This is a genomic window from Streptomyces sp. NPDC107498 (assembly GCF_055582805.1).
In genome coordinates this window covers 127418-153826 of record NZ_JBVJPE010000008.1, presented here as the reverse complement: position 1 = coordinate 153826, position 26409 = coordinate 127418, and the positions used below count along the sequence as shown (strand labels likewise).

Genomic DNA, 26409 nt, shown 5'->3' with positions numbered 1-26409 from the left:
CTTTCTTGGCATAAAGGCAGTTACGAGAATTTCACGTACGCACAGAGAGTCGCCATGACACCGGAGATGTCGGAAAAGACCGTGATGCGCAGCCGACTTCTGGCCGCCCGTGCCGCACTGGCCCCCGAATTCCTCGTGGAGACGGCCGAGGCCCTCGCCCGGAACGGAATGGAACTGGCCGAACTCGCCGGGGCGGACACCGTCGCCGCCTACGTGTCGGTCGGCCGCGAACCGGGCACGCGCGCGCTGCTCGACGCCCTCCACGCGCGCGGGGTGCGGGTCCTGCTCCCCGTCCTGCTGCCCGACAACGACCTGGACTGGGCGGCGTACGAGGGACGGGAGGCGCTGGCGAAGGCCGGCCGCGGCCTGCTCGAACCGACCGGGCCCCGGCTCGGCCCCGAGGCGGTGTGCGCCGCCGACGCCGTACTGCTGCCCGGTCTCGCCGCCGACGGGCGCGGGATGCGGCTCGGGCGGGGCGGCGGCTCGTACGACCGGGTCCTCGCCCGGCTCGCACGCGCGGGCGTGGATCCGGCCCTGGTGGTGCTCCTCTACGCGGACGAGGTGGTCGCCCGGGTCCCGGAGGAACCGCACGACCACCCCGTGCACGCGGTGGTGACCCCGGAGGGGGTCACCCGCTTCGGCCCCTGATCAGGGCTTCAGCGTGAGCGTGTCCTTCGCCGTCGCGTCGACCGCCGCCTTGCCGTAGGCCCAGTCGTACAGCTCGCCCCTCGCCCAGGCGTCCGTCTGGTCCGTGTAGTTCGAGTGGAAGGCGTGGCCGGAGGCGCCGGTCAGGTTGACCCACCGGGACTTGTCCCAGTCGCCGACGTTCACGACCATCCGCATCGACGGCACCCAGATGACCTCGTAGCCGCCGGCCGCGTTCCAGCCGGTGGCGTCGACGGCCGCCTCGCCGCCGCCCAGGTTCCACGGGCCGCGGTTGAGGAGCTGCTGCACGGCGCCGGGTCCGGCGGTGCCGAGGGTCTGGTTCTTCAGGGTCAGCTGGTGCAGCCGGCCCCAGCTCCAGGTGGAGACGTCCTTGCCGAGCTTGGCGGTCAGCTCCCAGCGGGCGTCCTTCATGGCGCGGGCGAGCAGCTGGTCACGCGTCTCGGTGGCGGGGTCGAGCCGGTTGCCGGGGGTGGTCCACCACTCGTTCTTCTCCTGCTTGAGGAGCGGGCGGACCACCTCGTACCAGCGGTCGCCGCCGTCCGGCTGCGCGGAGTCGGGGTCGCGCTCGCCGCACTCGCGGACCAGCTTGTTCTGCTCGTCGACCGGGCCGGTGGCCTCGGCCGGGCGGACGCTGATGCAGTCGCCCTCGGCGCGCAGCTCCTTGGGCAGCTTGTTGCCGAAGGCGAGCTTGAGGACGTTGCGCCAGACCGCGTTGAAGTAGGCGGCGGCGGCCGAGTCGGGCTCCTGCGTGTAGTCCCAGCCCTCCAGGAGCTTCTGCGCCTCGCGGACGTACGGGTCGGAGATGTCGATCTTCAGCAGCAGCGGGTTGAGCAGGGTGGCGATCTCGCTGCGATTGTCCGTCTGCATGGTCCGCATGTCGTCCGACGAGATCTTGCCGCCGTCCTTGGTCTTCGACTCGATGAGGTCGTTGATCCGCTGGCTGCGCGAGCCGTAGCCCCAGTCCTCGGTGAGCAGGTCGGGGTAGGCCTTCTCGTCGATCACGGCCTGGTTGGCGGTGACGATGTAGCCGCGCGCCGGGTCGTACTCGTAGGGCAGCTTCTCGAAGGGGATGTAGCCCTTCCACTTGTACGAGGAGTCCCAGCCGGGCGCGGGCAGGGTGCCGTCGCCCTTGGAGCGCTGCGGGATCCTGCCGGGCGACTGGTAGCCGATGTGGCCGTCGGTGTCGGCGTAGATCAGGTTCTGGGACGGGACCTCGAAGTTCTTCGCGGCGGCCCGGAAGGCGGTGAAGTCCTTGGCGCGGTCGATCGCGAAGATCGCGTCCATCGACCGGCCCGGCTGGAGGGCGGTCCACTGGAGGGAGACGCCGTAGCCGGTGCCGCGGTCGGGGGCGGCGTTGCCGACGGGGGCCTTCTGGCCGACCGTCTCCAGCTCGGAGGAGCGGTCGGAGACGAGCGGGCCGTGGCCGGTGGACCGGACGGTGATCGTGCGGTCGGCGCCGCCGGCGACCTTGATGGTCTCCTCGCGGCTGGTGAACGGCTTGACCTTGCCGTCGACGAGGTAGCCGTCGGGGCCGATCTTCTCCAGGTAGAGGTCGGTCACGTCGGCGCCGAGGTTGGTGAGGCCCCAGGCGATCTTGTCGTTGTGGCCGATGATCACGCCGGGCATGCCGGAGAAGGTGTAGCCGGCGACGTCGTAGCGGCAGGTCGCCGAGACAGAGCGGCAGTGCAGGCCCATCTGGTACCAGAGGGACGGCAGCTGGGGCGCGAGGTGCGGGTCGTTGGCGAGCAGCGGCTTGCCGGAGGTGGTGAGCCGCCCGGAGACGACCCAGGAGTTCGAGCCGATGCCGTTGCCGTTGGGGCCGAGCAGGGCGGGGACGGTGTCGAGCACCTCGGAGAGCGCGCCGAGCTGGGAGGAGACACCACCGGAGGAACCGGAGGAACCGGAGGAACCGGTACCGCCGGTGCCCGCGCCCGGGGTGTCGCCGGTGGTCGTCCCGTCGCCCTCGGTCCCGTCGCCCTCGGTCGCGTCGGCCTTCGGGTCGAACTTTCCGTCGTCGCCGACCGCGCCCTTGTCGACGATCGGCTGGTGGAGCGCGTACGGGTACTCCGGGTACAGCTGCTTGATCTGCTTCGCGCTCAGCCGGCTCGTCATCAGCGAGCGGTCGATCTCGTCCTGCATGTTGCCGCGCAGGTCCCAGGCCATGGCCTTGAGCCAGGCCACCGAGTCGACCGGGGTCCACGGCTCGATCGCGTAGTCGCCGGTGAGGGCGAGCGCCGCGTACTCGACGGAGACGTCCTTCGGGGCGCGGTCCTTCAGGTAGGCGTTGACGCCGTCCGCGTACGCCTGGAGGTACTTCTTCGTCTCCGGGGACAGGACCTTGTCGTACTCCTCCTGCGCGACGCGGCGCCAGCCGAGGGTGCGCAGGAAGGCGTCGGTGTCGACCTGGCTCTCGCCGAACATCTCGGAGAGCCGGCCCGCGGTCACGTGCCGGCGGACGTCCATCTCGTAGAACCGGTCCTGCGCCTGGACGTAGCCCTGGGCGCGGAAGAGGTCCGTCTCGTTGTCGGCGTAGACCTGCGGGACGCCGTTCGCGTCCCGCTTCACCTCGACGTCGGCGGAGAGGTTGTCGAGGCGGATCTCGCCGGTCGTCTGCGGGAACGAGGCCCGGACGGTGCTGACCCCCCAGTACCCGCCGAAGCCGATGCCCACGACCAGTGCGAGGACCAGGGCGAGGAGGAGCAGGCGGGCGCGCCGCCCTTTCTTCTTGGCGGTCTTCTTGTCGGGGGGCGCGGTCGTGTTGGAGGGCATCGCTGTCCTTCGAGGGGCAGGGTGGTCCTGGAGTACGGGAGCAACCTTAGGCGCAGCGTCCGAGCGGCCCGGACGCGGTGTCAGGAAGAGGACCGTACTGGTGAGCGAGGAGAGGCAAAGGAGGCGTCAAGAAAGCGTTAAAGATTAGGTAAGGTAACGAAGTACCGGCCGCTGGAGGAACGATCCAGCCGCACGTGAGGGGAAGGAACGGCCACTGACTGTCCACCAGCTCAACGAACTCCTGCTCGTCTGCTCCCTCGTCCTGCTCGTGGCCGTCGCGGCCGTGCGGATCTCCTCCCGGAGCGGGCTCCCCAGCCTGCTGCTCTACCTGGGCATCGGCGTCGCCATCGGCCAGGACGGCATCGGCAACGTCGCCTTCGACAACGCGGAACTGACGCAGGTCATCGGCTACGCCGCCCTCGTCGTGATCCTCGCCGAGGGCGGTCTCGGCACGAAGTGGAAGGAGATCAAGCCGGCGCTGCCCGCCGCGGTCGTCCTCTCCACCGTCGGCGTCGCCGTCAGCGTCGGCGTCACCGCCGCCGGCGCCCACTACCTCGTCGGCCTCGACTGGCGGCAGGCCCTGATCATCGGCGCCGTCGTCTCCTCCACCGACGCCGCCGCGGTCTTCTCCGTCCTGCGCAAGGTGCCCCTCCCCTCACGGGTCACCGGTGTCCTGGAGGCCGAGTCCGGCTTCAACGACGCCCCCGTCGTCATCCTCGTCGTCGCCTTCTCCACCGCCGGACCCGTCGAGCACTGGTACCTCCTCGTCGGCGAGATAGCCCTCGAACTCGCCATCGGCGTCGCCGTCGGCCTCGCCGTCGGCTTCGTCGGCTCCTACGGGCTGCGGCACGTGGCCCTGCCCGCCTCCGGCCTGTACCCGATCGCCGTCATGGCCATCGCCGTCGTCGCCTACGCCGCCGGCGCCATGGCCCACGGCTCCGGCTTCCTCGCCGTCTACCTGGCCTCGATGATCCTCGGCAACGCCAAGCTGCCCCACGCGCCCGCGAACCGCGGCTTCGCCGAGGGGCTCGGCTGGATCGCGCAGATCGGCATGTTCGTCCTGCTCGGCCTGCTCGTCACCCCGCACGAACTCGTCCGCGACTTCTGGCCCGCCGTCGTCATCGGCCTCGTCCTGACGGTGGTCGCGCGGCCCATGGAGGTCCTGGTCAGCCTGCTGCCCTTCCGGATCCCCTGGCAGGAGCAGGCCCTGATGTCCTGGGCCGGCCTGCGCGGCGCCGTCCCCATCATCCTCGCCACCATCCCGATGGTGTCGAAGATCGAGGGCAGCGAGCGGATCTTCAACATCGTCTTCGTCCTCGTCGTCGTCTACACCCTCGTCCAGGGCCCGACGCTGCCCTGGCTGGCGAAGGCCCTCAAGCTGGGCGACCCCTCCGAGGCCGCCGACCTCGGCGTCGAGTCCGCCCCGCTGGAACGGCTGCGCGGGCACCTGCTCTCCGTCGCCATCCCGGAGGGTTCCCGGATGCACGGCGTCGAGGTCGCCGAGCTGCGCCTCCCGCCCGGAGCCGCGGTCACCCTCGTCGTACGGGAGGACGCCAGCTTCGTACCGGGGCCCGCGACCGTCCTGCGGCACGGCGACGAACTGCTCGTCGTCGCCACCGACCCGGTGCGGGACGCCACCGAGCGGCGGCTGCGGGCCGTCGGCCAGGGCGGCAAGCTCGCCGGCTGGCTCGGCACCGGCGGCGCGACGGCCGCCTCGGCGCCCGCGGCCACGGCGCGCTTCCACCTGCCGGGCAGCGACCGCCGCAAGGAAACCTAGGGTTAATCCCAGGCATTATTTCGGGTGCGGGGGCGTTTTCCCAGGCGGGAAGACGCTCTTCCCTGTACCATGAAGGCACACCTGATCGAACCAACTCTGCCTGACGCAGAGCTGGCGCGACCGTATGGCGGCCGTGGCGCCCCTCCACCGTGGGGCCGGCCCGGTATCTACCGCAGTAACGCGCATGAGGACAGCTCTCGGCGACACCCGCACCACCGTGCCGGGGCGCGCTACCAGGCGGCGGAAAGGCAAGGACCGTGGCGTCCACGGTCATCTCGGACAAGCGGCCCGGCTACGGGCAGCTCCTGCGCACCCCCGGCGCACTGTCCTTCCTGCTCCCCGGCTTCGCCGCGCGGCAGCCCTTCGCGATGCTGACCATCGGCATCGTCCTGCTCGTCCAGCACACCACCGGCTCCTTCGGCAGCGCCGGCGCGGTCGCCGCCGCCACCGGCGTCTCCATGGCGCTCTTCGCCCCCCAGAGCGGCAAGCTCGCCGACCGCTTCGGCCAGCGCGCCGTCCTGGTCCCCGGCGTCCTCGTCCACGCCGCCGCCGTCTCCCTGCTCGTCGCCCTCGCCCTGGCCGGCGCCCCGCTGTGGGCGCTGTTCCTGGCCGCCGTCCCCGCCGGCGCCTCCGTGCCCCAGGTCGGGCCGATGGTCCGGGCCCGCTGGGCCGCCAAGCTGGACGGCACCCCGCTGATGCCGACGGCCGCCGCCTTCGAGTCCGTCACGGACGAGTTCACCTTCGTCGTCGGCCCCGTCCTCGCCACCGCCCTGTGCACCGGCGTCCACCCGGCCGCCGGTCTGATCGCCGAGGCCGCCCTCACCCTCGTCGGCGGACTGTTCTTCGCCGCGCAGCGCGCCACCCAGCCCGCCCACGGCCTGTCCGCCGCGGCCGGCCGGCCCGGCGGCGAGCCCCACCGCTCCGCCCTGTCCGTCCCCGGCGTCCGCGTCCTCGTCGTCGCCTTCCTCGGCATCGGCTCCGTCTTCGGCGGCATGCAGGTCTCCCTCACCGCCTTCACCGAGGAGATCGGCAACCCCGGCGCCAACGGCCTGCTGTACGGCGTCTTCGCCGCCGGCAACATGCTCGCGGGCATCGCCATGGGCGCCGTCGCCTGGAAGACCGGCCCCCGCCGCCGCCTGATCCTGGGCTACGCGGGCCTCACCGTCGCCGCCTCGCTGCTGTGGACCGCGCACTCGGTGCTGCTCCTCGGCGCGCTGGGCCTGGTCGTCGGCCTGTGCATCGCCCCCGCCCTGATCACCGGCTACACCATCGTCGAGACCCTGATCCCGGCCTCGGCCCGCACCGAGGCCTTCACCTGGCTCACCGGCGCCGTCGCGCTCGGCCAGGCCGCGGCCGTCACGGTCGCCGGCCGCCTCGCCGACGCACACGGCGCGAGCACCGGGTTCCTGGTGCCGATGGCGGGCACGGCCCTCGCCCTGGTCACGCTGCTCGCCCTGCGCTCGCGGCTGCGGCCCCGCGAGGCGAGCCGGGTCGCGGCACGTGGTATCGGTCACCGCGTGCCGGTGACGGTGGACTGATCCCACGGAATGCGTCAGTATGGATCGTCGTTAGCACTCGATGAGTGTGAGTGCCAGGAGGAAGTCACGTGCCGACCTACCAGTACCAGTGCACCGAGTGCGGCGAAGGCCTCGAGGCGGTGCAGAAGTTCACCGATGACGCCCTGACCGTGTGCCCGAGCTGCCAGGGACGCCTGAAGAAGGTGTTCTCGGCCGTCGGCATCGTCTTCAAGGGCTCCGGCTTCTACCGGAACGACAGCCGCGGCTCGTCGTCCAGCAGCTCGCCGGCCTCGTCGAAGTCCTCGACCCCCTCGTCCGCGCCGGCGTCGTCTTCGTCGTCCTCGCCTTCAAAGCCGGCCGCGTCGACCGCTTCCTCCTCCTCGGCGTCCTCGTCGAGCACCGGGAGCTCGGCCGCCTGACCCGCTCTTTCCCGAGGGCCCCGTCGCCGTGTGCGACGGGGCCCTCGGCGTTTCCGCACGCCCTGCGTAGGGTGACCGCCATGGCCAACCATGACGTGTACGCGGACATCGGCGTGATCGGCGGTTCCGGCTTCTACTCCTTCCTGGAGGAGGTCACGGAGGTGCCCGTCGACACCCCGTACGGACGCCCCAGCGACTCCCTGTTCATCGGCGAGCTCGCCGGCCGGCAGGTCGCCTTCCTCCCCCGGCACGGCCGCGGCCACACCGTCCCGCCGCACCGGATCGACTACCGCGCCAACCTCTGGGCGCTGCGCTCCGTGGGCGTGCGCCAGGTCCTCGGGCCCTGCGCCGTCGGCGGACTGCGCGAGGAGTACGGGCCCGGCACGCTCGTCGTGCCCGACCAGCTCGTCGACCGTACGAAGAGCCGGGCGCAGACCTACTTCGACGGGGAGCGGCGGGCCGACGGGGCCGTGCCGAACGTCGTCCATGTGACCTTCGCCGACCCCTACTGCCCGGACGGGCGGCGGGTCGCGGTCAAGGCCGCCCGGGGGCGGGGCTGGGAACCCGTCGACGGCGGCACGATGGTCGTCGTCGAGGGGCCCCGCTTCTCCACCCGCGCCGAATCGCGGTGGCACGCCGCCGCCGGCTGGTCCGTCGTCGGCATGACCGGGCACCCCGAGGCCGTCCTCGCCCGGGAGCTGGGCCTCTGCTACACCTCGCTCGCGCTCGTCACCGACCTGGACGCGGGTGCCGAGACCGGCGACGGCGTCTCCCACACCGAGGTGCTGCGGGTCTTCGGCGAGAACGTGGGGCGGCTGCGGGAGGTGCTCTTCGACGCGATCGGGGCACTGCCGGCGACGGTGGACCGGGACTGCCTGTGCCTGCGGGCGCACGAGGGCTGGGACTTGGGGATCGAGCTGCCGTAGACCACCGGCGGGCCGCCCGAACCACCCCTGGGGGTGGGAAGGTTGTCCACAGGCCCGGGGTGATCCCCAGGCCGGAGCGGGGCGAGGCCGGAGTCGGGAGAGTGAGGGCGTTCCTCGTCCCCATCTCCCCACCGGACAGGCGGTGTCCCGCATGACGACGACCCTCTCCTCCTCCGTCCCCGCGCCCTGCGCCGTCCCGGCCTTCGAGCCGCTGCGGGTCCGGGGCGCCCGGCACCGGCTGCGGCGGTCGCTCCGGCGCGGACGGCGCGCACCGGCGTTGCTGCTGGCCCTGACGGCGGGCGCGCTGGCCGTCGCGAGCACGGGGCCGGGGCCTTCGCGCGAGGAGCCTCCGCGGGCGGCGTCCACCGCCCGCGCGCGGCCGCCCGCCGCCGTGCCCCTGGTGTCCGCGCCGGTACGGATCGCCGACGCCGCGACCGTACGGCTGCTGCGCCCCGGCGACCGGGTCGACGTGATCGCCGCGCCCCACCCGACGCCGGGCGCGGACGGGGAGGCCCGGGTGGTCGCCACGGGCGCCCGGGTGGCCGAAGTCCCACGACCGGACGAGACTCGACCGGACGGAGGGGCGCTCGTCGTCCTGTCCGTGCCGCGGTCGACGGCGGCGGATCTTGCGGGTGCCGGTGTCACGTCCCAACTGGCGGTGACGATGTGCTGATTCGCACGGACTCCCTGTCAAGTCACCGTCCCGTGTGTACGGATTGGACGCCCTCGCGCCGCTCACGGCCTAATGGCTCCGCACGCAGCGGTACACGCGGCACCACATGCGACATCGCATACGACATCACTCGTGACGAAAGGCACCCCGGTGGCCGAGAAGAAGGAAAGTCTGCTGGGAGGCTTCAAGGCCTTCCTGATGCGTGGCAACGTGATCGACCTGGCGGTGGCGGTCGTCATCGGTGCCGCCTTCACGAACATCGTGAACTCGGTGGTCAAGGGCATCATCAACCCGCTCGTGGGCGCCTTCGGCACGAAGGACCTGGAAGGCTACTCGTCCTGCCTCAAGAACCCCTGCAGGGTGGTCGACGGCGAGATGCAGGGCATCCAGATCCAGTGGGGCCTGGTCCTCAGCGCCGTGCTGAGCTTCCTGATCACCGCGGCCGTCGTCTACTTCCTCATGGTCCTGCCGATGGCAAAGATCCTCGCCAAGCGGGCCGCGCACGAGAAGGCGAAGGAAGGCGTCAAGGAGACCCTGGAGGTCAGCGAGCTGGAGGTGCTCAAGGAGATCCGCGACCACCTGGTCGCCCAGCGCGGCCCGCACGTGAACAACACGACCCCGGGCTCCGCGGTCGCCGGCGGTGGCGGCACGGGGACGCACTCCACCTCCTGACCGGCGCGGCGCGCCGGGTTCAGAGGTGGTGCGGCGGCTTCTCGTCGAGGAAGCGCGCGAGGTCGGCGGCGCCGCCGCCGGCCGGAGGCCGCTCGCCCCACCCACGGTCCGTGTCGTCCGCGGATTGCCGGTCCAGCGGATCGTCGAAGACGAGTACCGGCTTCGGAGTGTTCTCGGGATCGGTGCCGGTCCGCTTCGCGTCTCGCGGTCCGTGGGCGGGGGCGGTGCTCATCTCTTCAGGGTACGCCCGCTCGTCCGCTCCGTTCCCCTCCGATCAGCGGTCCTTCGGGTCGACCAGCCACAGGCCGAGCACCACCAGGAACGACAGGACGAGGAAGCCCGCTCCCCACCAGGCGGTGCCGGTGTCGCCCGCCATCCACTCGTCCACCACGATCGTCAGGCCCCACAACTGGCCGATGACGACCGTGAGCGCCAGCGCGAGGCGGGCCGAGAGCTTCGAGGAGCGTTCCGGCTCCTGTTCCGCCCCCGCCCCGGGGCCCGGGCCGGTGTGCCGGATCCGGGGATCGCCGTAACCGCTGGTGGGCCGGATCTGGGGATAGCGCTCGTGCACGGGCCGGTTCAGGCCCGGCCGCGCGCTGCCGGGGGCGTACGCGGGCGGGCGCGGGGACGCCGCCGGAGCCGGGGACTTGGGGTCCGGGGCTTCGGGGCTTCGGTGTTCGGGAGTCGGGGCTTCGGGGTCCGGGGCCTCGGGAGTCGGGGCTTCGGAGTCCGGGGCCTCGGGGTCCCGGGGGAACGCGCTCTCGCTCACGTCCGCTCACTCCCCTCGGGCCGGCCGGGCGCCTGCAGGGCCCCGTCCTCCAGCCGGGCGCAGAGGGGACCGCCCGCGCCGCGCTCGCGGCAGTAGCCCTCCTGGAGGGACTCGCCGGAGCGGGCGGTGCCGACGGCCCAGACGGAGCCGTCGGGCTGCTCGACGAGGATCACCTTCGGCAGGCCCCGAGGGGGCGGTCCCGCGGTGACCTCTCCCGTACGGGCGTCGAAGGCCCCTTCGTGGCAGGGGCAGTACAGCTCGCCCTCGCTCCCCCGTTCCTTGCGCCAGAGCACGGCGCAGGCGAGGTGGGTGCAGACGGCGGAGTAGCCGGTGAGGGTGCCGTCCTCCATGCGGACGGCGATCGCCCGGTCCTCGTCGCCGGGGTAGCGGAAGGCGAGGGACTCACCCGGTTCGATCCGGTCGGCGACCTTCTTGAGCGGGGGGAGGCCCTCGCTGTCGCCGTGCCGGTGCAGGATGCCGGAGGCGACGCCGATGCCGCCGACGGCGAGGCCGCCGGAGACGGTGGCGACGATGCGCAGGTAGTCGCGGCGGGTGGTGAGGGAGTCGGCGGCGATCCGGTCGTGGAGCGCGTCCCGGGCCGCGTCGGCGCGGACGCCCGGCGCGGACGGCTCGGGGTCGGTGACGCTCAACGGACGTCCCTCCCGTTGATCTCGACGACGGGGAGGCCGCCGGGCACCGGCCACTGGACCTTGTCGGCGGGGACGACCATCGCCACCCCGGTGGAGACGGTGGTGGTGCCGAAGGCGAAGGAGTCGGCGACCTGGACGCCGGGGCGTTCGGCGCGGAGTTCGTCGAGCGTTCCGTAGAAGAGGGCGCCGGTGGGGCAGACGGTGGCGCACATGGGGGCGAGGCCGTAGGCGGTGCGGTCGTAGCAGAGGTTGCACTTCATCTGGAGCTTCGCCTGGAGGTCGATCTTGGGGACGCCGAACGGGCAGGCGTTGACGCAGTTGGCGCAGCCGATGCAGCGGGTGGTGTCGGCCTGCTGCACGACTCCGTCGGCGGTGACGAGGATCGCGTCGGCGGGGCACACCTCGGCGCAGGGGGCGACCGGGTCCTCGCAGTGCATGCAGACGGTGGGGAGGGAGGCGACGGAGCGGCCCTCGTCGGGGTAGTCGAGGTGGATCATCGACTTGCCGCGGTGCGAGTCGCATTCGCGGCAGGCGGAGACGCAGGCCTGGCAGCCGATGCAGCGGCCCGGGTCGATGAAGATCGTGCGGCCCATCATGTGCGGGTCAGCTCCTCTCCGCGGTGCCGCGGCCCTGGGGGGAGGTGGGGGGCAGCGGGTCGGTGCGGGAGACCTGGGTCTCCGGGTAGGCCTGCCGGCCGGGGGCGGTGGGCGGGGCGGGGACCTCGTCGACGCGGTCGGCGGCCTCGATGCGGGCGGCGCACACCTTGTACTCCGGGATCTTGGAGCGCGGGTCGAGGGCGTCGATGGTGAGGGCGTTCGCCGCCGTGGGGACGGGCCAGTGGTACGGCACGAAGACGGTGTCGGGGCGGATGGCCTCGGTGACGAGCGCGGGGAAGACCTCGCTGCCGCGGCGGGTGACGACGCGGACGGGGTCGCCGTTGCGGAAGCCGTGCGAGGGGTGGACCTCGACCCAGGGGCGGGGGGTCTGTTCGACGAGGGCGCCGAGTCGGCGGGTCTGGTTGCCGGAGAGGAAGTGGGCGACGGTGCGGCCGGTGGTGAGCGAGAGGGGGTACTCCTCGCTGTACGGGTCCATGGGCGGGTGCCATGCCACGGCCTGCAGGTGGACCTTGCCGTCGGGGTGGTAGGTGCGACCGTCCTCGAAGAGGCGCGGGGTGCTCGGTGGTCGGGCAGGGCCAGGCGATGCCCCCGGTCTCCTCCAGGCGCTCGTACGTGATGCCGTAGTAGTCGTTGACGGTTCCGGCGGAGGCGGTGCGGAGCTCCTCGAAGACGGAGCGGGAGTCGGGGAAGGCGAACTTGTCGCCGGCGCCGAGCCGTCTGGCCAGCTCGCAGATGACCCAGGTGTCGGTGCGGACGCCGACCGGTGGTTCCTGGGCCTTGTTGTGCTTGACGACCCTCGCCTCGGCGTTGGCCATGACGCCCTCGTCCTCGGCCCACACGGTGACGGGGAAGACCACGTGGGCGTTGGCGGCGGTCTCGGAGAGGAAGAAGTCGAACTGGGCGTGGAACTCGAGGGCGTCGTAGCCGTCCTTGACGGTGGCGTGGTTCGGGAGGGAGACGAAGGGGTTGTTGCAGATGCCGACGAGGCCGCGGATCTCCTTCCGCTGCATCTGCCAGACCATCTCCATCATGGAGGTGCCGGCGGCCGGGAGTTCGGCCTCGTCGATGCCCCAGATCTCGCAGATCTGGCGGCGGTGCTCGGGGTCGGTGATGGAGCGGCCGCCGGGGAGGAGGTCGGACTTCTGGCCGTGTTCGCGGCCGCCCTGGCCGTTGCCCTGGCCGGTGATGGTGCCGTAGCCGGCGCCGGGCCTGCCGATGTTCCCGGTGGCGACGCACAGGTTGATGATGCTGAGGCAGTTCTCGACGCCCTGGGAGTGGTGCTCGACGCCGCGGGCGTGCCAGGCCATGGCCTTGTCGGCGCCGGCGAACATGCGGGCGACCTGCACGATCTGTTCCTCGGGGACGCCGCAGATCTCGGCCGCGCGGGCGGGCGGGTGGTCGGCGGCGGTCTGCTTGACCGCGTCCCAGCCGGTGGTGCGGGCCGCGAGGTGGGCCTCGTCGGTGAGGCCCTCGGCGACGACGACGTGCAGGACGGCGTTGAAGAAGGCCGAGTCGGTGCCGGGCCTGAGGGCGACGTGGACGTCGGCGGTGCGCGCGATCGCCGTCTCGCGGGGGTCGACGACGATGAGGGTGGCGCCCCGGTCGCGGGCTCCCCACAGGTACTGGGTCATGACGGGGAAGCATTCGCCGACGTTGGAGCCGGCGATGAGGAGGCAGTCGGTGAGGAGGATGTCGGAGAAGGGGTTGCCGGCGCGGTCGATGCCGAAGGCGAGCTTGTTGGCTCCGGCGGCGGAGACCATGCAGAGGCGGCCGTTGTAGTCGACGTGCCGGGTCTTGAGGGCGACGCGGGCGAACTTCCCGACGAGGTAGGTCTTCTCGGAGAAGAGGCTGGCGCCGCCGAGGAGCCCGAAGGAGTCGTTGCCGTGCTCGCCCTGGATGCGGCGGATCTCGGCGACGGTGTGGTCGAGGGCCTCCTCCCAGCCGACCTCGCGGAACTCCTCGTCGCGGCTCCGGCGCATGAGGGGCGCGGTGAGCCGGTCGGGGTGGTTGACCTGCTGGTAGGCGTTGATGCCCTTGGGACAGAGTCGCATCCGGTTGATGTCGTGGTTGCGGGGTTCGACGCCGAAGACCTTGCCGTGGTGGTCGACGCGGAGGTACATGCCGCACTGGACGCCGCAGAAGCAGCAGTGGGTGGGGACGAGGGTCTCGCCGTTCTGGTCGGCGTGCCAGCGGTCGGCGGGGATGCCTCCGGCGTCGCGGAACTGCCGGGCGCCGGGCGGGGCGAGGGAGGGGTCGAGCGGCACCGGCCGGCCGGGGGTCGCCGCGGGGTCGGTCGCGGTCACTTGAAGCCCTTCTTCATGTGGTCGAGGTAGGCGGTGCCGCGCAGGACCCGCTTGCAGCGGGGGCAGTACTCGGCCCACTCGTCGAAGCCGAGGTCGAGGTCGCGCATGGTGCCCCGCAGGTTCGCCACGTACGGGGCGGTGTCGATGGGCTCGTGGCAGCGGCGGCAGGCGAGGACCTCGCCGTCGGCCCCGCCCTCGCGGCGGGAGGTGTACTTGAAGAGCTGCATGCCGACGGCGGCGGGCCGCTGGACGATGTGGAAGAACTTCCCGAAGGGGATGTAGATCAGGGTGAAGACGACGGACACCATGTGGAGGACGGCGAGGAACTCGTAGCCTCCGCCGTGCAGGAAGATCGACGAGAAGGTCAGCAGCAGTCCGGTCACCGAGACGACGACGAGGGCGATCAGCGGCACCAGGTCGTGGGCGAAGCGCTGGCCGGTGGTGGCGCCCCGGTCCTTCATGCGGCGCCAGAGGAAAAAGGAGGCGCCGGCGATGACGAGGACGGCGGCGATGTCGAGGCCGTGGAACATGAGCCGGCCGAGCACGCCGAGGGCGTCGAATCCGATGATCTCGAAGCCCCAGATCCGCATCTCGTAGCCGGGGCCCGAGCCGGTGGCGGAGGTGAAGGTGAACCAGCCCCAGGTGAGCGGGAAGGTGATCGCCGCCGCCAGCAGGCAGCCCCAGAAGACCAGCTGGTGGGCGGCCCAGCGGGCGTGTGAGCGGGCGCCGAGGAACTTCTGGAGGCCGAGGTAGGTGGCGATCATCTTCGGCAGGGCGGTGGGTGCCCTGCGGAAGTTCGCTACGGAGAAGAAGGAGCGCCGGCCCTGCCGGAAGAGGCGGCGGGCGCCGGGTGCGGAGATCCAGACCGTGTAGCGGTAGGCGACGCCGAAGGCGAGGAAGACGGTGGCCACGGCGTAGGGCAGGAGGGCCGAGTCGAAGTCGCGGAGCAGACGGCTGCCGAGGACGATCGCGAGGATCAGCAGGGCGGAGACGGCGGCACCGGAGAGCGCGGCACGGCGGTGCACGGCGGCGGGGGTCCGGAGCGCGGGGCCGCCGGCCGCCGTGGCACCGGGTGCGGGGCCCGGGATGGTGGCGGGGGCGGGGCCGGACGCGGAGGTCGACCCGGCTGTCTGCGGTGGCTCGGTCACGCGGCCACGGTAAATGCGCATGACCCGGTTGGTCCTGTTTTGAGCGCCTCGGGAGTGACGAGCCGACTCGCACGACCTGCGGAAGGCCCCTGGCCTTCACCCGGGACGGGACCCCTGGTTCGCGAGGCGGGAGACGCTTGGCTCGCGAGGCGGGGCCCTCGGCGCGCGGGCGAGACCCTCGGCTCATGGGGCGGGACCCTTCGCTCGCGGGGCGGGACCCTTCGCGCGCGGGGGCCCGCCGTCCGCTCCGCCGGATCCTGCTGTGCTGTGCTGGGGCGCATGACACAACCGTTCCTGCCCCTCACCGCCCGTTCCCGCGAGGAGTCGCACCGGGCCGCCACGCCCCTGGAGCTCTTCTTCGACCTGTGCTTCGTCGTGGCCGTCGCCCAGGCCGGCGCCGAGCTCGTGCACGCGGTCGCCGAGGGCCACGCCGGCGAGGGCATCCTCGACTACGCGATGATCTTCTTCGCGATCTGGTGGGCCTGGATGAACTTCTCCTGGTTCGCCTCGGCCTACGACAACGACGACGTCCTCTACCGGATCGTCACCCTCGTCCAGATCGCCGGTGTGCTCGTCCTCGCCGCCGGCATCTCGCGCGCCTTCGCGGAGCACGACTTCCTCGTCGTCTACATCGGTTACGTCGTGATGCGGCTCGCCCTCGCCTCGCAGTGGCTGCGCGCCGCCCACCACGCCACCGACCCGGCCGAGCGGACGATGTGCCGCCGGTACGCGGGCGGGGTCGTCGCCGTCCAGGTCGGCTGGCTCGCGCTGGTCCTCGCGCCCGAGCCGGCCCGCCCGTGGGTCTTCCTCGTCATGGTGGTGGCCGAGATGGCCGTGCCCGTGTACGCGGAGAAGGACGCCTCCAGCGCCTGGCATCCGCACCACATCGCCGAGCGGTACGGCCTGTTCACCATCATCGTGCTCGGCGAGACCGTCGCCGCCGCGACCATCGCCGTGAAGACCGGCATCATCGAGAACGACGCCCTCGGCGAGGTGCTTCCCATCGCCGCCGGCGGCCTGCTGCTGGTCTTCGCCGCCTGGTGGATCTACTTCGTCGTCCCCGCCCACGACCGGCTGGCCTCCAACCGCCGGGGCTTCCTGTGGGGCTACGGCCACTACGTGATCTTCGCGTCGGCCGCCGCCGTCGGGGCGGGGCTGGAGATCGCCGTCGAGGAGGCCGTGGGCAAGGCCCACGTCTCCACCCTCGCCGCCTCCGCCGCCGTGACGATCCCGTCGGCCGTGTTCCTGCTCTCGGTGTGGCTGCTGCACGCCCGCTACTTCAAGGTCGGCATCGCGCAGCAACTGGTCCTGCCGGTGTCGTCGTTCGCGATCCTGATGTGCTCGTTCGCGGGCCGCTGGGCGGTCCTCGCGGCCGGGATCGTCGCGGCGGCCACGGTCGCCGTCGGGGTCACCCTGACCGCCCGCGACCCCCGCACGCGCGCGAGGACGGCCTGACGGACCCCGAAACCGGAGGACCGAGGACCGAGGGCCGGCGGGCCGGAGGAGCCGCTGCCGCCGGGCCCCGGAGGCTGGAAGAGCGGCCGCCCACCGGGACACAATCCGCACGTGATCTTCCGCCTCCTCGGACCGCTCGCGACGGCCGACGCCACCGGCACCCCGGTGCCCGCCCCCGGCGGTCCCAAGGTCCGCGCCCTGCTCGCCCGGCTCCTCCTCGACGCGGGCAGGACCGTACCGGTGGAGCGGCTCGTGGACGGGCTGTACGGGGACGAGCCGCCGGCCGGCGCCCAGGGCGCGCTCCAGGCCCAGGTCTCGCGGCTGCGCCGGATCCTCCCGCCGGGCGTCACGGTCGAGTTCTCGCCCGCCGGATATCGGCTGACCGTCGGCGCCCCCGCCACGGACGTGGACGTCCTGCGCTTCGAGGCGCTCGCCCGGGACGGGGCGCGGGCCGGCGCGGCGGGCGACCCCGGCCGTGCGGCCGGCCTGCTGCGGGAGGCGCTCGGGCTCTGGCGGGGACCGGCGCTCGCCGACGTGCGGGACGCGCCGTTCGCGGCGGGCCAGGTGGCCCGGCTCGACGCACTGCGGCTCGACGCGGTGGAGGAGTGGGCGGCCGCCGAGCTGGCCCTCGGCGGGGACCCGGCCGTACTCGTACGGGAGTTGGAGCGCTCGGTGCGGGAGCAGCCGCTGCGGGAGCGGCTGCGCGGGTTGCAGATGCGGGCGCTCGGTGCGGCGGGACGGCAGGCGGAGGCGCTCGCCGTGTACGAGGAGGTGCGGGCGGCCCTCGCCGAGGAGCTGGGGGCCGATCCGTCGCCGGAACTGTCCGCCGTGCACCTGGAGGTGCTGCGGGGCGGGACGGCGGTGCAGGAGCGTTCCTTCCCGCCCCTGCCCGCGCCGCTGACGGACTTCGTGGGCCGAGAGCGGGAGCGGGGGCGACTGACCTCCCTGGTGACGGCCGCGCGCCTGGTGACCCTGGTGGGCCCGGGCGGCGCGGGCAAGACCCGGCTGGCACTGGAGGTGGGCGCGGGGCTGCCGGGGGAGGTGGGGTTCGTGGACCTGGGGGCGGTCGGGGGCGCGGGGCCGACGGCCGACGGGGCCGGGCGCGCGGGCTCCGCGGAGGGCGGGGCCGGGACGGCTGCCCGGCGTCCGGGCTCCGCGGAGGGCGGGGGACGCACGGGCCCTGCTTCCGCCGAGGTCGCGGAGGCGTTCGCGGCGGCGCTCGGCGTACGGGGCGCGGCGCGGCTCGAAACGGCCCTGGCCGGGCGGCCGGTGCTGCTGATCGTGGACAACTGCGAGCACGTCGTCGCGGAGACGGCGCTCCTCGTACGGCGGCTGCTCGCCGCCTGCCCGGGGCTGCGGGTGCTGACGACGAGCCGGGAGGCGCTCGGCATCACCGGGGAGGCCCTGCTGCCGCTCGGTGCGCTCGCGCCGGACGCGGCGGAGGAGCTGTTCGTGCGGCGGGCGGCGGCGGTCCGGCCCGGATTCACGGGCCACGCGCGCGTGACGGAGCTCTGCGCGGGGCTCGACGGGCTGCCGCTCGCCGTCGAGCTCGCGGCCGCCCGTCTGCGGACCCTGTCCGTGGAGGAGCTGGCCGACGGGCTCGACGAGCGGTTCGAACTGCTGTCGCGCGGCGACCGCACCGCGCCGGAGCGGCACCGGACGCTGCGGGCGGTGGTGGACTGGAGCTGGTCGCTGCTCGAACCGGACGAGCGGGCACTGGCCGCGCGCCTCTCCGTGTTCCGGGGCGGCGCGACGGCGGAGGCGGTGGCCCGGGTGTGCGGGGCGGGCGCGGACCCGCTGGCCTCGCTCGTGGACAAGTCGCTGGTGGAGGTACGGGACGACGGCCGGTACCGGATGTTGGAGACGATCCGCGCGTACGCCGCCGAGCGGCTCCCGGAGGGGGACCCTGCGGTCGCCGCCCACCACGCGTACTACCGGGAACTCGCCGAGGCGGCCGACCCCGAACTGCGCGGACCCGCCCAGCTGGAGTGGCTGGCCCGGCTGGACGCGGAGGACGCGAACCTGCGGGCGGCGCTGCGGCGCGGCACGCCCGAGGACGGACTGCGGCTGGTGGCCGCGCTCAGTCCGTACTGGTGGCTGCGCGGGCTCCGGGGCCGGGTGGCGGCGCCGGTCGCGGAGCTCCTCGGCCGGGTGGAGCCGACGGCGGAGCTCGGCGAGGAGTACGCGCTGTGCGTCCTCGCGGCGGGTCTCCGGGAGGGCGAACACGTGGACCGGGCCCGGGATTTCCTCCTCGCGCGCACGGCTCAGCTCCGGCAGCCGTACACGGCCTTCCTCTGGTCGACGTCCATAGGCCCCCTGGAGGGCCTCCGCCTCGGTGACGACCCCTGGTCCCGCGCCCTCGGCCAGGTCGGCCACGGCCACCTGGCGTCCTCGGAGGCCCTCTTCGCACAGGCCCTCGCCGGCTTCCGGGCGCTCGGGGAGCGGTGGGGGACGGCGACCGCCCTGGAGGGACTGGCCGCGCACTCCGCCGAGCCGCTGCCCCTGCTCGCGGAGGCCCTGGAACTCTTCGAGTCGCTGGGGGTGGCCGAGGACGTCGTGGACCTGCTCCACCGCCGCGCCGCCGTCCACGAGGCCGCCGGGGACACCGCGTCGGCGGCGGCCGACCGTGCCCGCGCGGCGGACACGGCCGGGCGGGCGGGCCTGCCGCAGCGAGCGCCGACACCTTCGTGACCGCCCGCGGCGACGGGGCCGTCAGCGGATGCCAGGCGGGTGTCAGCGGGTGCCAGGCGGGTGCCAGGCGGTCGTCAGCGGGTGTCAGGTGGTCGTCAGCGGTTCGTCAGCGCTCCCCGCGAGTCTTCTTCCCGTGCCCCGGGGAGACGCCCCGGGGCGCAGGGGAGACCCGAGGAGAACGCCGTGAAGCAGCACGTCACCACGACCGCCACCACCCGCACCGCCCTCGTCACCGGTTCCTCCCGGGGGATCGGGCGGGCGATCGCCCGGCGGCTCGCCGCGGACGGGATGCTCGTCGCCGTGCACTACGGGCGGGACGCCGTCGCCGCGCAGGAGACCGTGGACCTGATCGTCCGGGACGGCGGGCGGGCCTTCTCCGTCGGCGCCGACCTGGCCACGCACGACGGGGTGCCGGCCCTGGTCGAGGGCGTCCGGGCCGGGCTCACCGCCCACACCGGGGAGGCCGCGCTCGACGTCCTGGTCAACAACGCCGCCGCGACCGCCTCGGGCGGCCACCTCGCGGACGAGACGCCCGAGCAGTTCGACCGCGTCTTCGCGGTCAACGTCCGGGCGCCGTACTTCCTCGTGCAGGGCCTGCTGCCGATGCTGCGCGACGGCGGACGGATCATCAACATCGGTTCGGCCGTCACCCGGATCGCCCTCGCCGACGAGCTGGCGTACGCGATGACGAAGGGGGCGATGGAGACCTTCACCCGCACGCTCGCCAACGTGGTCGGGGAGCGCCGGATCACCGTCAACACGGTCGCCCCCGGCCCGACGCAGACCGCGGGGCTCACCGCCGCCATGGCGGCCATGCCCCAGCTGGAGGGCATGCTGATCGGCGGTCAGGCGCTGCCGTGGGTCGGGCAGCCGGAGGACATCGCCGACCCGGTGGCCTTCCTGGCCTCGGAGGACGGCCGCTGGGTCACCGGCACCGTGATCGACGCCTCGGGCGGCACCTACCTCGGCCCGAAGCGCTGAGGCAAGCCCCGTGGTAGGCAGGGGACATGACACTCCCCGAGGAGACGGACGGGCAGGACGGGATCACCGCTGTGGGCGGGCTGCGCGTGGGGCACGCGCGCGTGGCCGGCCCGGGGGCGCTGAGCGGCACCACGGTGGTCCTGGCCCCGGAGGGCGGGGCCGTGGCCGCCGTGGACGTCCGGGGCGGCGGGCCCGGCACGCGGGAGACGGACGCCCTGGACCCGCGGAACGTGGTCCAGCGGATCGACGCGGTCGTCCTGACGGGCGGCAGCGCGTACGGCCTGGACGCGGCCGCCGGGGTGATGGCCTGGCTGGCGGAGCGGAACCGGGGCGTGCGGGTGGGCCCCGACCCGTCCCACGTGGTGCCGGTGGTGCCCGCCGCGTGCGTCTTCGACCTGGGCCGGGGCGGCGACTTCACGGCCCGTCCGGGCGCGGCGACGGGCCGGGCGGCGGCGGAGGCGGCCGGCGCGAGCGGGGACCACGCGCGCGTGGAGACGGGCGCGGTCGGCGCGGGCACCGGGGCCGTGGTCGGCGGTCTGCGGGGCGGGGTGGGGACGGCGAGCACCGTCCTGGAGTCGGGGATCACGGTCGGCGCCCTGGTCGTGGTGAACGCGGTGGGTTCGGCCGTCGACCCCTCCACGGGCGTCCCGTACGGCGGCTACTTCGAGGCCGGCCGTCCCGCCTTCCCGGACCCGGCGGTCCACGAGGCGGCCCTGCGGCGGCTGGCGGAGGCGCGGAAGGCGTCCGCCCCTCCCCCGCTGAACACCACGCTCGCCGTGGTCGCGACGGACGCGGCGCTGACCCGGGCCCAGGCGCGGAAGGTCGCGGGAACGGCGCACGACGGCATCGCGCGCGCGGTGCGGCCGGTGCACCTGATGAACGACGGGGACACGGTCTTCGCGCTCGCCACCGGGGCGCGGGAGCTGCCGGAGGAGCCGGGCCCGCTCGCCCTGAACGAGATCCTGGCGGCGGGGGCGGACCTGGTGACCCGGGCGATCGTCCGCGCGGTCCTCGCGGCTCCGGGCGGTCTGCGCGGTCCGGGCGGCGACTTCCCCTCGTACGGCGAGCTGTACGGACCGGAGGCGGGAGCGTACTCCCGGTAAGTTCAAGGGAGTTGAAAAAAGGGGCGGGAACTTCCCGAGCGGACCCTTCGTTTTCCCGAACCCCGGACCAGATGTCAGACCCAGGGACTACGTTAAGCAAGCACCAAGTGACATGCGGCGACGGCCTGGAGACCCTCTTGAACGATCCGCAGGATCCTCACGATCCGTACGAGACGACCGAGACGCACCTTGAGCGGCTCCTCGGCCGGGCGCTCAACTCCTTCGACCTGCCCGACTCGACCGTCGAGCGCCTCGGCACGGCGCTCGCCCACTCCAGCGCGCTGCACTCCTCGCACCACAGCGCGTCGCTGCACCGCACGACCCACCGCCACACCTATCTGCTCGCCGACGGCAGCGCGCTCAGCCTCTGGGAGCTCGTGCACAACGCCGGCCGGGACGGCACCGAGCAGCACGAGCTGTACACGGAGGAGTCGGAGGCGCGGCTCGCCGCCTCCCGTCTCCCGTCCGGACCGCTGCAGGGCTGGACGGCGGAGCGCTCCGACGGCCGCGTCCTCGGCGAGGACGACGACCTGGAGCTGCTGAGCGCCCTGCTGACCCGCCCGATACCCGCCCAGCCCCGGACGTACGTGCCGGACAACTCCGCCGACCACGCGCGCCGCGTCCTGCGCCGCGCGGAGAACGCGGACCGGCCGGGCGAGCGGACGGCCCGCCGTCTCCGGCTGGCCTTCGCGCACCACATCACGCAGGCCTTCGGCCGCCACTGCGCGGTGGAGGGCGGCCGGGACGCCGGCTTCACCCTCTACGAGCACCAGTTCCTGCTGCTCGACGGCAGCGAGGTCAGCCTCTGGGAGGTCGAGCACACGGCGACGCCGGACGGCCGGCACATGTGCGAGGTGTACGAGGACGAGCACGCGGCCCGCGGGGCGATGGAGTCCCGGTCCCGCGTGCGCTGACGGGGCCGCACGGGCGCGGGGCCGGGGCCCCGCGCCCCCCCGTTCAGGGGACGGGGGCGGGGACGGCGGGGGCCGCCCCGGCCAGCTGCCGGACGGTGAACGTCCGGTTGGCGCGGGTCTGTTCGCGGTAGGCCTCCGGCAGGTCCGGGAGCGCGAGGAGCCGGTCGCAGGCGGCCGGCGAGGCGGCGTGGTCGCCGACCCCGTACGCGGTGATCGAGCACTCGAAGAGGAGCCCCCACCGGTACACCCACGGCTGGGTGAACAGCACGTCGTCGGGCGGCTCGCGGTCCAGGACGGCGGACACGTCGGCGTGGGCGGCGTGGTGGCGCCGCATCCTCCGCAGCCGCGCCACCGGCTCGCAACAGGCTTCGAGGCGTCGTAGAAGGACGCCGCGCCCCGCGTCCCGGCGGAGCCGAAGAACCGCTGACGACGCCCGAGGGGCGGTGCGCTCGCCGCGCACCGCCCCTCGAAGTCCTCGACCCGCGCCTCAGTGCGTGAGCACCGGCTCCTTCCCGATCTCCGGGACGACCTCCTCGGCCTCGTCGCCGCCGCCCTCCAGGTGCTGCTTCGGCTTCGCGGGCAGCGCGAACATCACCAGGAAGATCACGGCGAGCACGCCGGCCGCCCAGCCCAGCGAGTTCTGGAAGGCGTTCGTGAAGACCGCTCCCACCTCGGCCGGGGCCTCGGCGAGCCGCTCGTCGTCGATCACCCCGAAGAAGACCACCGAGACCAGGCCGAGGCCCAGCGCGTTGCCCATCTGTCCGGTCGTGTTGATCAGGCCCGAGGCCGAACCGGCGTGCTCCTTCGGCACCTCGGACAGCACCGCGTCCGTCAGCGGCGCCACGATCAGGCCCATGCCGAGCCCCATGACCACCAGCGGCGGAACCATCTGCCAGGGGTCGATCCCGGTCCCGTACCGCCCGGCCACGAAGAAGTAGAGCAGGACACCGGCGATCATCGTGAGCGCGCCCGCCTGGAGCACCTTCCGGCCGAAGCGCGGCACCAGCTTCTGCACGGACATGCCGGCGGCCACCGAGACCGAGATCGAGAACGGCACCCCGGTCAGGCCCGCCTTCAGCGGGCTCCAGCCGAGTCCGATCTGCATGTAGAGCGTCCAGACCAGGAAGAAGATGCCGAGCACGACGCCGAAGGTCAGCTGCACCGCGATGCCGGCCGCGAAGCTCTTCACCTTGAACAGCGACAGCTCGACGAGCGGCGAACCGTCCTTCTTCGTCTTGTACTTCTCGTACGCCACGAGCGCGCCGAAGACGAGCAGGCTGCCGGCCATCATGAGGTGGCCCCACAGCGGCCAGTCCAGCTCACGGCCGCGCGTCAGCGGGTAGACCAGCATCAGCAGCGCGGCCGTCACCAGCAGCACGCCGACCATGTCGAGCCTGAGCGCCTTCGGCGCCTTCGACTCGGTGATGAACTTCCGGCCCAGGAACAGGGCCGCGACGCCGACCGGCAGGTTGATCAGGAAGATCGGGCGCCACTCCAGGCCCGCGATGTTCCACTGGGTGAGCAGCGCGCCCAGCAGCGGGCCCGAGACCGCGCCGAGGCCGATGATCGCGCCGAACATCCCGAAGACCTTGCCGCGCTCGTGCGCCGGGAAGGTGACGTGGATGATCGACAGGACCTGCGGCACCATCATCGCCGCCGCCGCACCCTGGAGCAGGCGCGAGCCGACCAGCATCTCCTGGTTGGCCGCGAAGCCGCAGAGCGCCGAGGCGAGGGTGAAGCCGGCGGTGCCGAGGAGGAAGAGGCGCCTGCGGCCGTAGATGTCCCCGAGCCGCCCGCCGGTGATCAGACCGGCGGCGAACGCGAGCGCGTACCCGGCGGTGATCCACTGGATGGCCCCGAACGAGGCCCCGAGGTCCTTCTCGATGCTGGGGATCGCGATGTTGACGATCGTGGCGTCGACCAGGTCCATGAAGGCGGCGGTCATGACGATGGCGAGGGCGATCCAGCGCCGCTTGTCGCCTGCCGCGGCCGCCTCGGTGGCGGCGTCGTGTGAACTCATGTGAAGAAGATAGAAGTCATGTAGGTCAGATGGCGTCCTAGATGGGCCGCATCCTGGAGGACATGACGGACACCCCGGCACGACTCCTGAATCTGCTCTCGCTCCTCCAGACCCCGCGCGAGTGGCCCGGAAGCGAGCTCGCCGACCGGCTCTCGGTCTCCCCGCGCACCATCCGCCGGGACATCGACCGGCTCCGCGACCTCGGCTATCCGGTCGAGGCGACGATGGGCGCCGTCGGCGGCTACCGCCTGGTCGCCGGTACGGCCATGCCGCCGCTGCTCCTCGACGACGAGGAGGCCGTCGCCATCGCCGTCGGCCTGCGCGCCGGGGCCGGGCACGCCATCGAGGGCGTCGACGAGGCGTCCGTACGGGCCCTGGCGAAGCTGGAGCAGGTGCTGCCCTCGCGGCTCCGGCACCGGGTCTCCGTCCTCCAAAACGCGACGATCCCGCTGACCCGCGGGGACGGCGCCACCGTCACCACCGCCACCCTGACCACGCTCGCGGGCGCGGTCACGGGGCACGAGCGGCTGCGGTTCGGCTACCGGGCGGGGGACGGCGCGGAGACGAAACGGCTCGTGGAGCCGTACCGGCTGGTGTCGACGGGGTGGCGCTGGTACCTCGTCGCGTACGACCTGGGGCGCGAGGACTGGCGGACCTTCCGGGTCGACCGGGTGAGCGAACCGCTCGCGACGGGCGCGCGCTTCACCCCGCGCGAGCTGCCCTCGGGCGACGCCGCCACGTACATGGCCCGCTCGATGGCGCGGGCCCAGGGCGAGGTCGACCTCGACGTCTCGTTCGCGGCGCCGGCCGAGTTCGTCGTGGCGCGCCTCCCGTCCCACCTCGTGCCGGTGGCGATGGGGCCGGACCGCTGTCGGCTGCGGGCCCGCGTCGCCGACTCGGTGGAATGGCTGGCGCTGCGGCTCGCGCTGATGGACGTCGACTTCACGGTCCACGGACCGGAGCCCCTGCTCACGTACATGCGGGACCTGTCGAACAGACTCGCTACGGCGTCGGGCGCGTAGCCCTGCCGTCGCAGCCGCGCCGCACCGGGGCCCCGTCGTGGGCAATCGTTCCGCCGGGGCGGCGCCCGCCCCGCTGCGGGCTGCGCCCACCCACCCCCCGTTGTGGGCAACTGTTCCGCCGGGGCGAAGGGGGTCCCCCCTGCTCGAGCGAAGCCGAGAGCTTGGGGGAGGGTGGGCACAACGGAACGGCGCCCTTGCCGGCACCCGAGGCTCCCGCGCCCGAACCCGCACCGGCAGGCGCGGGCCGCACCGTGGGCCCGGGGGCCGGCCGCTCTAGGCCACCGCGTCGAAGCCCGTGTCCCGCGCCATCTTCTTCAGCTCCAGCAGCGCGTGCTTCTCGATCTGGCGGATCCGCTCGCGGGTCAGCCCGTGCTCCTTGCCGACCTCCGTCAGCGTCCGCTCACGGCCGTCCTCGATGCCGTACCGCATGCGGATGATCGACGCCGTCCGGTGGTCGAGCTTGTCGATGAGGTCGTCGAGCTCCTCGCTGCGCAGCAGCGTGAGCACCGACTGCTCCGGGGAGACCGCCGAGGTGTCCTCGAGCAGGTCGCCGAACTGGGTCTCGCCCTCGTCGTCCACCGACATGTTCAGCGAGACCGGGTCCCGCGCCCAGTCCAGGACGTCGGTGACGCGCTCGGGAGTCGAGCCGAGCTCGGTGGCGATCTCGGCGGGCTCGGGCTCCCGGCCGTTCTCCCGGTTGAACTCGCGCTGCACCCGCCGGATCCGGCCGAGCTCCTCCACCAGGTGGACGGGGAGCCGGATGGTCCGGGACTGGTCGGCGATGGACCGGGTGATGGCCTGGCGGATCCACCACGTGGCGTACGTGGAGAACTTGAAGCCCTTCGCGTAGTCGAACTTCTCGACCGCGCGCACCAGGCCCGCGTTCCCCTCCTGGATCAGGTCGAGCAGCGGCAGCCCGCTGCGCGGGTAGCGCCGGGCGACGGCCACCACGAGCCGCAGGTTGGACTTGATGAAGAGGTCCTTGGCCCGCTCGCCCTCGGCGACCAGCGCTTCGAGCTCCTCGCGGGTCGCCCCGCCGGCCTCGCTCTCCACCTCTCCGTCGAGGATCTCCTGGGCGTAGACGCCCGCCTCGATCGTCTGGGAGAGCTCGACCTCCTTGGCGGCGTCGAGCAGGGGCGTGCGCGCGATCTCGTCGAGGTACATGCCGACCAGGTCGCGGTCGGCGATCTCCCCGCCCACGGCGCGAACGCTGCTTGCCCGTGCGGCCCCGCTCTGGGCGGAGGTCTGACGACGGGCGACGGCACGGGTTGCCATGCGTGCTCCCTTGCTGAGTAGGTCGCGACACCCTTCCGGGTG

22 protein-coding genes and 1 pseudogene are annotated in these 26409 nt (G+C 73.1%); 13 read left to right on the top strand and 10 right to left on the bottom strand.

Translation table 11 applies throughout. The features are described from left to right. The first annotated feature begins 54 nt into the window (after positions 1 to 54). Complete coding sequence (locus tag ACZ66Z_RS16640) at positions 55 to 648, top strand: 5-formyltetrahydrofolate cyclo-ligase (protein WP_469934689.1); 594 nt, start codon at positions 55 to 57, stop codon at positions 646 to 648. On the opposite strand, the gene ACZ66Z_RS16635 is transcribed toward ACZ66Z_RS16640, so the two are convergent. Further along, positions 649 to 3435 (bottom strand): penicillin acylase family protein, encoded by a 2787-nt coding sequence (locus ACZ66Z_RS16635; RefSeq protein WP_469934688.1) that lies wholly within the window; start codon positions 3433 to 3435, stop codon positions 649 to 651. 214 nt (positions 3436 to 3649) lie between these two features. On the opposite strand from ACZ66Z_RS16635, the gene ACZ66Z_RS16630 reads away from it, so the two are divergent. From ACZ66Z_RS16630 to mscL, 6 genes are all read left to right on the top strand, one after another. After that, on the top strand, positions 3650 to 5212 hold the full coding sequence (locus ACZ66Z_RS16630; RefSeq protein WP_469934840.1) for a potassium/proton antiporter: 1563 nt from the start codon (positions 3650 to 3652) through the stop codon (positions 5210 to 5212). A 257-nt stretch (positions 5213 to 5469) separates the two neighbouring features. After that, the gene (locus tag ACZ66Z_RS16625; RefSeq protein ID WP_469934687.1) at positions 5470 to 6750 is read left to right on the top strand and encodes an MFS transporter; all 1281 of its coding nucleotides are present in this window, start codon (positions 5470 to 5472) and stop codon (positions 6748 to 6750) included. A 68-nt stretch (positions 6751 to 6818) separates the two neighbouring features. After that, entirely contained in the window at positions 6819 to 7148 is a 330-nt protein-coding gene (locus tag ACZ66Z_RS16620) for an FmdB family zinc ribbon protein (protein ID WP_469934686.1), read from the top strand. Positions 7149 to 7228: 80 nt separating this feature from the next. Then, positions 7229 to 8074, top strand: a complete 846-nt coding sequence (locus tag ACZ66Z_RS16615) for an S-methyl-5'-thioadenosine phosphorylase (protein WP_469934685.1) — start codon at positions 7229 to 7231, stop codon at positions 8072 to 8074. A gap of 151 nt (positions 8075 to 8225) precedes the next feature. Then, positions 8226 to 8747, top strand: a complete 522-nt coding sequence (locus ACZ66Z_RS16610) for a hypothetical protein (protein WP_469934684.1) — start codon at positions 8226 to 8228, stop codon at positions 8745 to 8747. A 150-nt stretch (positions 8748 to 8897) separates the two neighbouring features. Beyond that, the gene (gene mscL, locus ACZ66Z_RS16605; RefSeq protein WP_469934839.1) at positions 8898 to 9419 is read left to right on the top strand and encodes a large conductance mechanosensitive channel protein MscL; all 522 of its coding nucleotides are present in this window, start codon (positions 8898 to 8900) and stop codon (positions 9417 to 9419) included. Positions 9420 to 9438: 19 nt separating this feature from the next. Here the strand turns inward: mscL and ACZ66Z_RS16600 are convergent, their stop codons facing one another. From ACZ66Z_RS16600 to ACZ66Z_RS16575, 6 genes and pseudogenes are all read right to left on the bottom strand, one after another. Next, positions 9439 to 9651, bottom strand: a complete 213-nt coding sequence (locus ACZ66Z_RS16600; protein WP_469934683.1) for a hypothetical protein — start codon at positions 9649 to 9651, stop codon at positions 9439 to 9441. Between the two features lie 42 nt (positions 9652 to 9693). Beyond that, complete coding sequence (locus ACZ66Z_RS16595) at positions 9694 to 10188, bottom strand: hypothetical protein (protein WP_469934682.1); 495 nt, start codon at positions 10186 to 10188, stop codon at positions 9694 to 9696. Beyond that, on the bottom strand, positions 10185 to 10838 hold the full coding sequence (locus tag ACZ66Z_RS16590; protein WP_469934681.1) for a QcrA and Rieske domain-containing protein: 654 nt from the start codon (positions 10836 to 10838) through the stop codon (positions 10185 to 10187). The genes ACZ66Z_RS16595 and ACZ66Z_RS16590 overlap by 4 nt, the downstream gene beginning before the upstream one ends. Continuing rightward, positions 10835 to 11434, bottom strand: coding sequence for a 4Fe-4S dicluster domain-containing protein (locus ACZ66Z_RS16585; RefSeq protein ID WP_225800443.1), 600 nt, complete (start codon positions 11432 to 11434; stop codon positions 10835 to 10837). Before ACZ66Z_RS16585 ends, ACZ66Z_RS16590 begins: the two co-directional genes overlap by 4 nt. 7 nt (positions 11435 to 11441) lie before the next feature. Beyond that, positions 11442 to 13758, bottom strand: a pseudogene (locus tag ACZ66Z_RS16580) (molybdopterin oxidoreductase family protein). Further along, on the bottom strand, positions 13755 to 14906 hold the full coding sequence (locus tag ACZ66Z_RS16575; protein WP_469934680.1) for an MFS transporter: 1152 nt from the start codon (positions 14904 to 14906) through the stop codon (positions 13755 to 13757). Before ACZ66Z_RS16575 ends, ACZ66Z_RS16580 begins: the two are co-directional and overlap by 4 nt. Before the next feature lie 279 nt (positions 14907 to 15185). Here ACZ66Z_RS16575 and ACZ66Z_RS16570 point away from each other — a divergent pair, with 279 nt between their 5' ends. From ACZ66Z_RS16570 to ACZ66Z_RS16550, 5 genes are all read left to right on the top strand, one after another. Then, complete coding sequence (locus ACZ66Z_RS16570; RefSeq protein WP_469934679.1) at positions 15186 to 16361, top strand: low temperature requirement protein A; 1176 nt, start codon at positions 15186 to 15188, stop codon at positions 16359 to 16361. Between the two features lie 111 nt (positions 16362 to 16472). Then, positions 16473 to 19052, top strand: coding sequence for an ATP-binding protein (locus tag ACZ66Z_RS16565; protein WP_469934678.1), 2580 nt, complete (start codon positions 16473 to 16475; stop codon positions 19050 to 19052). 183 nt (positions 19053 to 19235) lie between these two features. Next, positions 19236 to 20033 (top strand): SDR family oxidoreductase, encoded by a 798-nt coding sequence (locus ACZ66Z_RS16560; RefSeq protein ID WP_469934677.1) that lies wholly within the window; start codon positions 19236 to 19238, stop codon positions 20031 to 20033. 26 nt (positions 20034 to 20059) lie between these two features. Continuing rightward, positions 20060 to 21136, top strand: a complete 1077-nt coding sequence (locus ACZ66Z_RS16555; protein WP_469934676.1) for a P1 family peptidase — start codon at positions 20060 to 20062, stop codon at positions 21134 to 21136. A gap of 71 nt (positions 21137 to 21207) precedes the next feature. Further along, the gene (locus tag ACZ66Z_RS16550; protein WP_469934675.1) at positions 21208 to 22050 is read left to right on the top strand and encodes a DUF6227 family protein; all 843 of its coding nucleotides are present in this window, start codon (positions 21208 to 21210) and stop codon (positions 22048 to 22050) included. A gap of 43 nt (positions 22051 to 22093) precedes the next feature. Here the strand turns inward: ACZ66Z_RS16550 and ACZ66Z_RS16545 are convergent, their stop codons facing one another. Continuing rightward, entirely contained in the window at positions 22094 to 22384 is a 291-nt protein-coding gene (locus tag ACZ66Z_RS16545) for a hypothetical protein (protein ID WP_469934674.1), read from the bottom strand. 153 nt (positions 22385 to 22537) lie between these two features. Further along, positions 22538 to 24070: an MFS transporter gene (locus tag ACZ66Z_RS16540; protein ID WP_469934673.1), complete on the bottom strand. Its 1533-nt coding sequence runs from the start codon at positions 24068 to 24070 to the stop codon at positions 22538 to 22540. A gap of 62 nt (positions 24071 to 24132) precedes the next feature. On the opposite strand from ACZ66Z_RS16540, the gene ACZ66Z_RS16535 reads away from it, so the two are divergent. Further along, complete coding sequence (locus ACZ66Z_RS16535) at positions 24133 to 25092, top strand: helix-turn-helix transcriptional regulator (RefSeq protein WP_469934672.1); 960 nt, start codon at positions 24133 to 24135, stop codon at positions 25090 to 25092. 273 nt (positions 25093 to 25365) lie between these two features. Here ACZ66Z_RS16535 and ACZ66Z_RS16530 read toward each other — a convergent pair whose 3' ends face one another. Beyond that, on the bottom strand, positions 25366 to 26367 hold the full coding sequence (locus tag ACZ66Z_RS16530) for a sigma-70 family RNA polymerase sigma factor (RefSeq protein WP_469934671.1): 1002 nt from the start codon (positions 26365 to 26367) through the stop codon (positions 25366 to 25368). Between the last annotated feature and the right edge of the window lie 42 nt (positions 26368 to 26409).

Coding starts and splice junctions, on each gene's coding strand:
- ACZ66Z_RS16550 (WP_469934675.1), top strand. CDS start 21,208: ATGTCAGACCCAGGGACTACGTTAAGCAAGCACCAAGTGACATGCGGC.
- ACZ66Z_RS16545 (WP_469934674.1), bottom strand. CDS start 22,384: ATGCGGCGCCACCACGCCGCCCACGCCGACGTGTCCGCCGTCCTGGAC.
- ACZ66Z_RS16530 (WP_469934671.1), bottom strand. CDS start 26,367: ATGGCAACCCGTGCCGTCGCCCGTCGTCAGACCTCCGCCCAGAGCGGG.
- ACZ66Z_RS16555 (WP_469934676.1), top strand. CDS start 20,060: ATGACACTCCCCGAGGAGACGGACGGGCAGGACGGGATCACCGCTGTG.
- ACZ66Z_RS16610 (WP_469934684.1), top strand. CDS start 8,226: ATGACGACGACCCTCTCCTCCTCCGTCCCCGCGCCCTGCGCCGTCCCG.
- ACZ66Z_RS16600 (WP_469934683.1), bottom strand. CDS start 9,651: ATGAGCACCGCCCCCGCCCACGGACCGCGAGACGCGAAGCGGACCGGC.
- ACZ66Z_RS16640 (WP_469934689.1), top strand. CDS start 55: ATGACACCGGAGATGTCGGAAAAGACCGTGATGCGCAGCCGACTTCTG.
- ACZ66Z_RS16585 (WP_225800443.1), bottom strand. CDS start 11,434: ATGATGGGCCGCACGATCTTCATCGACCCGGGCCGCTGCATCGGCTGC.
- ACZ66Z_RS16570 (WP_469934679.1), top strand. CDS start 15,186: ATGACACAACCGTTCCTGCCCCTCACCGCCCGTTCCCGCGAGGAGTCG.
- ACZ66Z_RS16540 (WP_469934673.1), bottom strand. CDS start 24,070: ATGAGTTCACACGACGCCGCCACCGAGGCGGCCGCGGCAGGCGACAAG.
- ACZ66Z_RS16615 (WP_469934685.1), top strand. CDS start 7,229: ATGGCCAACCATGACGTGTACGCGGACATCGGCGTGATCGGCGGTTCC.
- ACZ66Z_RS16535 (WP_469934672.1), top strand. CDS start 24,133: ATGACGGACACCCCGGCACGACTCCTGAATCTGCTCTCGCTCCTCCAG.
- ACZ66Z_RS16635 (WP_469934688.1), bottom strand. CDS start 3,435: ATGCCCTCCAACACGACCGCGCCCCCCGACAAGAAGACCGCCAAGAAG.